Origin of the sequence: Streptomyces sp. NPDC005899 (assembly GCF_040629645.1) — a bacterium.
Classification (GTDB): domain Bacteria; phylum Actinomycetota; class Actinomycetes; order Streptomycetales; family Streptomycetaceae; genus Streptomyces.
This window is the reverse complement of record NZ_JBEXWB010000470.1, coordinates 1-3,929: the sequence shown is the minus strand read 5'-3', so window position 1 is coordinate 3,929 and position 3,929 is coordinate 1. Positions and strand designations below refer to the sequence as shown.

The window sequence follows — 3,929 nt, the reverse complement described above, 5'->3', positions numbered from 1 at the left end:
CCCCGGGCTCCGGTCGGGGGCCGTTCGCGTGTCCGCCGCCGGCCTCGTCCGCCCACGCCGGGCGGGGACCCGCCACCCCGGGACGCGGGCGGCCACCCCGAAAATTGAACATGTTCATGATGGGCGTACGCTGCGGGCATGAGCGAGCGACGCGCCCTGTCGAGGCGCATACGCGTGTGGTTGGCCGTCTTCACCGTCTTCTGGTGCTCAGCGGGCTGACCGCCTTCCCGCTGGTCCACGAACTCCGCTGGGCCGAGGAACTGCTGAACTCCTCCTCCTCGCCCGTCCCGGAGCACTTCCCGGCCCTGGCCGAGTGGATCACCAGGGTGCGCACCGGCCTCGACGAGGCGGACGCCGAGTACCCCTTCGTCCTGTACGGCACCGACTGGCTGGCCTTCGCCCACCTCGTCATCGCCGTCGCCTTCTACGGGCCCTACCGCGACCCCGTCCGCAACGTCTGGGTCGTCGAGTTCGGCATGATCGCCTGCGCCGGGATCATCCCGCTGGCCCTGATCTGCGGACCGATCCGGGACATCCCCTTCTGGTGGTCCGTCATCGACATGTCCTTCGGGGTCTTCGGCGTCATCCCGCTGCTCGTGGTGCACCGCATGATCGAACGGCTGGAGACGATGGAGAGGGCTCCGGCCGGACCGCCGGCGCCCGTCCCCGCGACCTGAGGACGCGCGGCGCCGCCCGCGGCCCGCGCCGGCAGGACCGCGACCGCGGTTCCCGCCCGCGGGCGGTCGGCGGGAGGGCGGACAGGGTCGTCAGCCCGTAGGCACTCCAGGTGGCGGGGGGCGGTTCGGCGGCACGGGGCACCGGGAACGGCATGGTCACGGCCGCCCGCACCAGCGGCGTGACGGCCGCGTCGACGGCCCACGCCTCGCGCGGGAGCCACCTGGTGCCGCGTGACCGGCGGAGCGCCTCCTGCCACCCCGCCCCCCGGGCCGTCCTCCGGCGGCCTTCCCCCCGGGCCGGTGTCAGGGCTTCCGTGCCACCGCTCCGAACTGAGCGACCACGGGGCCGCCGGACGCCGCGCGCCAGCGGGAGCAGGACACGACGCCGGGCTCCAGGATCTCCAGGCCCTCCATGAACGACATGAACTCGGCGCGGTCCCGGGCGGTGATCGGCGGGGTGGCGTTCTCGTTCCAGAAGCGCATCGCGGCCTCGTTCCCCTCGCCGCCGAGTTCCAGCGTGGGGTGGGTGAGTACCAGGTGGCTGCCCGGGGGCAGGGCGCCCATCAGCGTCGTCACGATCCCACGCGCCTCGTCCGTGTCCAGGACGAAGTTGAGGATGCCGAGCATGGTGACCGCGACCGGCCGCCGGAGGTCCAGCGTCGCCCCGGCCGCCCGGAGGATCCGTTCGGGGTCGCGGGCGTCCGCGTCGACGTAGGCGGTGGCCCCCTCCGGAGAGCTGGTGAGCAGCGAGCGCGCGTGCGCCAGCACGGCCGGGTCGTTGTCGACGTAGACGACGCGGGCGTCGGGTGCGGTGTGCTGGGCGACCTCATGGGTGTTGTGCGCGGTCGGCAGCCCGGTACCGATGTCCAGGAACTGGCCGATGCCCACGTCGCCGGCCAGATGACGGACCGCCCTGCCGAGGAACTCCCGGTCGGCACGCGCCACTTCGCCGATGCTCGGATACATCTCGGTGATCCGCTTCCCGACCGCCCGGTCCACGGGGTAGTGGTCCTCGCCACCCAGCCAGTAGTTCCACACCCGCGCGTTGTGGGCGATGTCGGACCGTATGCGGGTGGACGCGGTGCGGGGGCCGGGTTCGGTCACGTCTGCTCCTGGGGCGCCGGGTCGAGGATCACGGGCGGTTCGCCACCGCCATGATGCCGGACGGATCAGGAGGCGGCGCCGGACCGGGCACCCGCGGCCAGCAACGAGCGCAGGGCGTCGACGCGGTTGGTGGTGATCGAGTCGACGCCGTACGACAGCAGGCGGCGCATCGTGCGCTTCGTGTCGGCGGTCCAGGCGGATACCAGCAGCCCGTCCCGGTGGATCCGGTCCGCCAGCTCCCGGTCCAGCAGGCCGAACCGGTAGTTCATCCAGCGCGGCCGCACGGCAGCGAGGAGCACGGGGCGCGGCGGGGCAGGCGTCGTCCAGGTCAGCGCGATCTCGGCGTCCGGGTCGGCGGCCCGCACCCGGAGCATGGCGTGGGTGTCGGCGCAGTAGTACGCCCGCGCGGCGGCCCCGCACTCCCGTACCACCTCGACGACCCGGCGCACCGACTCGTCCGTCGAGCCGGGTAGGTCCACCATGACCCGGTGGCCCTCCGTGGCCAGCAGCGCGTCGCGCAGGGTCGGCACACCGCCCCGGGTCAGCTCGGTCAGCTCCCCGTGGCCGAGCCGGCCCAGCGGGACGTCGTGGCCCCACAGGCGCTCCAACGTGGAGTCGTGGAGGAGGACGGGCACCCCGTCACGGGTCACCCGGACGTCGATCTCGACCGCGTCGGCCCCCTGTTCGACGGCGGACCGGATCGAGGGGAGGGTGTTCTCGCGTGCCCGGTACGGGTCGCCGCGGTGTGCCACGGCCGTGACGGTGGTGTCCATGGGGCCATTGTGACCGGCCGCGGTCACCGGCCGGGAGTCTCCAGCCAGTTCGCGGTGTACGTGTCGATCTCGGCTGCCAGGGCCCGCTTGCCGGCCGGGTCCAGGAACGACGCCTCCACGGCGTTCTTCGCCAGCCCGGCGACACCCCGCTCGTCGAGCCCGAGCAGCCGCGCCGCCACGCCGTACTCGTTGTTCAGGTCGGTGCCGAACATCGGGGGGTCGTCGCTGTTGATCGTCACCAGCACGCCGGCCTCGGCCATCTCCTTCACGGGGTGCAGGTCCAGGTCGGTCACGGCCCGGGTGGCGATGTTGGACGTCGGGCAGACCTCCAGCGCGATGCGGTGCTCGGCGAGGTGGGCCAGCAGCGCCGGGTCCTCGACCGCACTCGTGCCGTGGCCGACGCGTTCGGCGCGCAGGGCGGTCAGCGCGTCCCAGACGGTCTGCGGGCCGGTGGTCTCCCCGGCGTGCGGCACGGAGTGCAGGCCCGCGGCGATCGCCCGGTCGAAGTACGGTTTGAACTGCGGCCGGTCCACCCCGATCTCGGGCCCGCCGAGACCGAAGGAGACGAGGCCCTCGGGACGCAGGTCCACCGCGAGGCGGGTGGTCTCCTCGGCGGCCTCCAGACCGGCTTCGCCCGGGATGTCGAAGCACCAGCGCAGGACCACGCCGAGCTCCGCCTCGGCGGCCTTGCGGGCGTCCTCGATGGCCTCCATGAACCCCTGCTCGGGGATGCCCCGGCGGGTCGAGCTGAACGGGGTGACGGTCAGCTCCGCGTACCGGATGTTCTGCCGGGCCATGTCCCGGGCGACCTCGAAGGTCAGCAGCCGGACGTCCTCGGGGGTGCGGACGAGGTCCACCACCGAGAGGTAGACGTCGATGAAGTGCCCGAAGTCGGTGAAGGTGAAGAAGTCCGTCAGCGCCTCCGGATCGGTGGGGACCTTCGAGTCGGGGTGGTGGGCGGCCAGTTCCGCCACGATGCGCGGCGAGGCGGAGCCGACGTGGTGGACGTGGAGCTCGGCCTTGGGCAGCCCCGCGATAAAGGGGTGCAGAGCGTTCATCGGATTCTCCGGGATCTCGTCACTGGGCCGGGCGCACCGGCTGCACCGATCATCGTAGGGGGGACTCCTCGGCGCGGAGGCGGGCCGTAGCATGGCGGGACCACGATGGGGGAGGCCCATGTCAGACAACACAGAGCAGCCAGGAGGCGGGGCCGCGCCGCGCGATCCGTGGGCGCCGCCGGACAGCCGGGTCGATCTGGGGAAGCCCGCGGCCGACGCCGTCCCGCCGGCCGTGCACAGCCAGCCGACGGTCACGTCCATGCCCGGCGTGGACCACGGCACCGGACCGATACCCGGGGCGGCCGGTGGCTTCGGCC

Annotated in this window: 3 protein-coding genes and 2 pseudogenes; 2 read left to right on the top strand and 3 right to left on the bottom strand. The window is 73.1% G+C overall.

Annotated elements, in window-relative coordinates:
• The first annotated feature begins 138 nt into the window (after positions 1-138).
• Positions 139-677 (top strand): annotated as a pseudogene (locus ABZ371_RS30050) (hypothetical protein).
• Positions 678-980: 303 nt separating this feature from the next.
• Here the strand turns inward: ABZ371_RS30050 and ABZ371_RS30045 are convergent.
• The 3 genes from ABZ371_RS30045 to ABZ371_RS30035 form a co-directional block, all read right to left on the bottom strand.
• Positions 981-1,781, bottom strand: coding sequence for an SAM-dependent methyltransferase (locus tag ABZ371_RS30045; RefSeq protein WP_358685506.1), 801 nt, complete (start codon positions 1,779-1,781; stop codon positions 981-983).
• A gap of 65 nt (positions 1,782-1,846) precedes the next feature.
• Positions 1,847-2,554 carry a glycerophosphodiester phosphodiesterase gene (locus tag ABZ371_RS30040; protein ID WP_358685504.1) on the bottom strand — a complete coding sequence of 236 codons (708 nt, stop codon included), beginning with the start codon at positions 2,552-2,554 and terminating at the stop codon, positions 1,847-1,849.
• A 23-nt stretch (positions 2,555-2,577) separates the two neighbouring features.
• The gene (locus ABZ371_RS30035; protein WP_358685502.1) at positions 2,578-3,732 is read right to left on the bottom strand and encodes an adenosine deaminase; all 1,155 of its coding nucleotides are present in this window, start codon (positions 3,730-3,732) and stop codon (positions 2,578-2,580) included.
• On the opposite strand from ABZ371_RS30035, the pseudogene ABZ371_RS30030 reads away from it, so the two are divergent.
• Positions 3,731-3,929, top strand: a pseudogene (locus ABZ371_RS30030) (hypothetical protein); the annotation flags it as partial. The gene ABZ371_RS30035 and the pseudogene ABZ371_RS30030 overlap by 2 nt on opposite strands.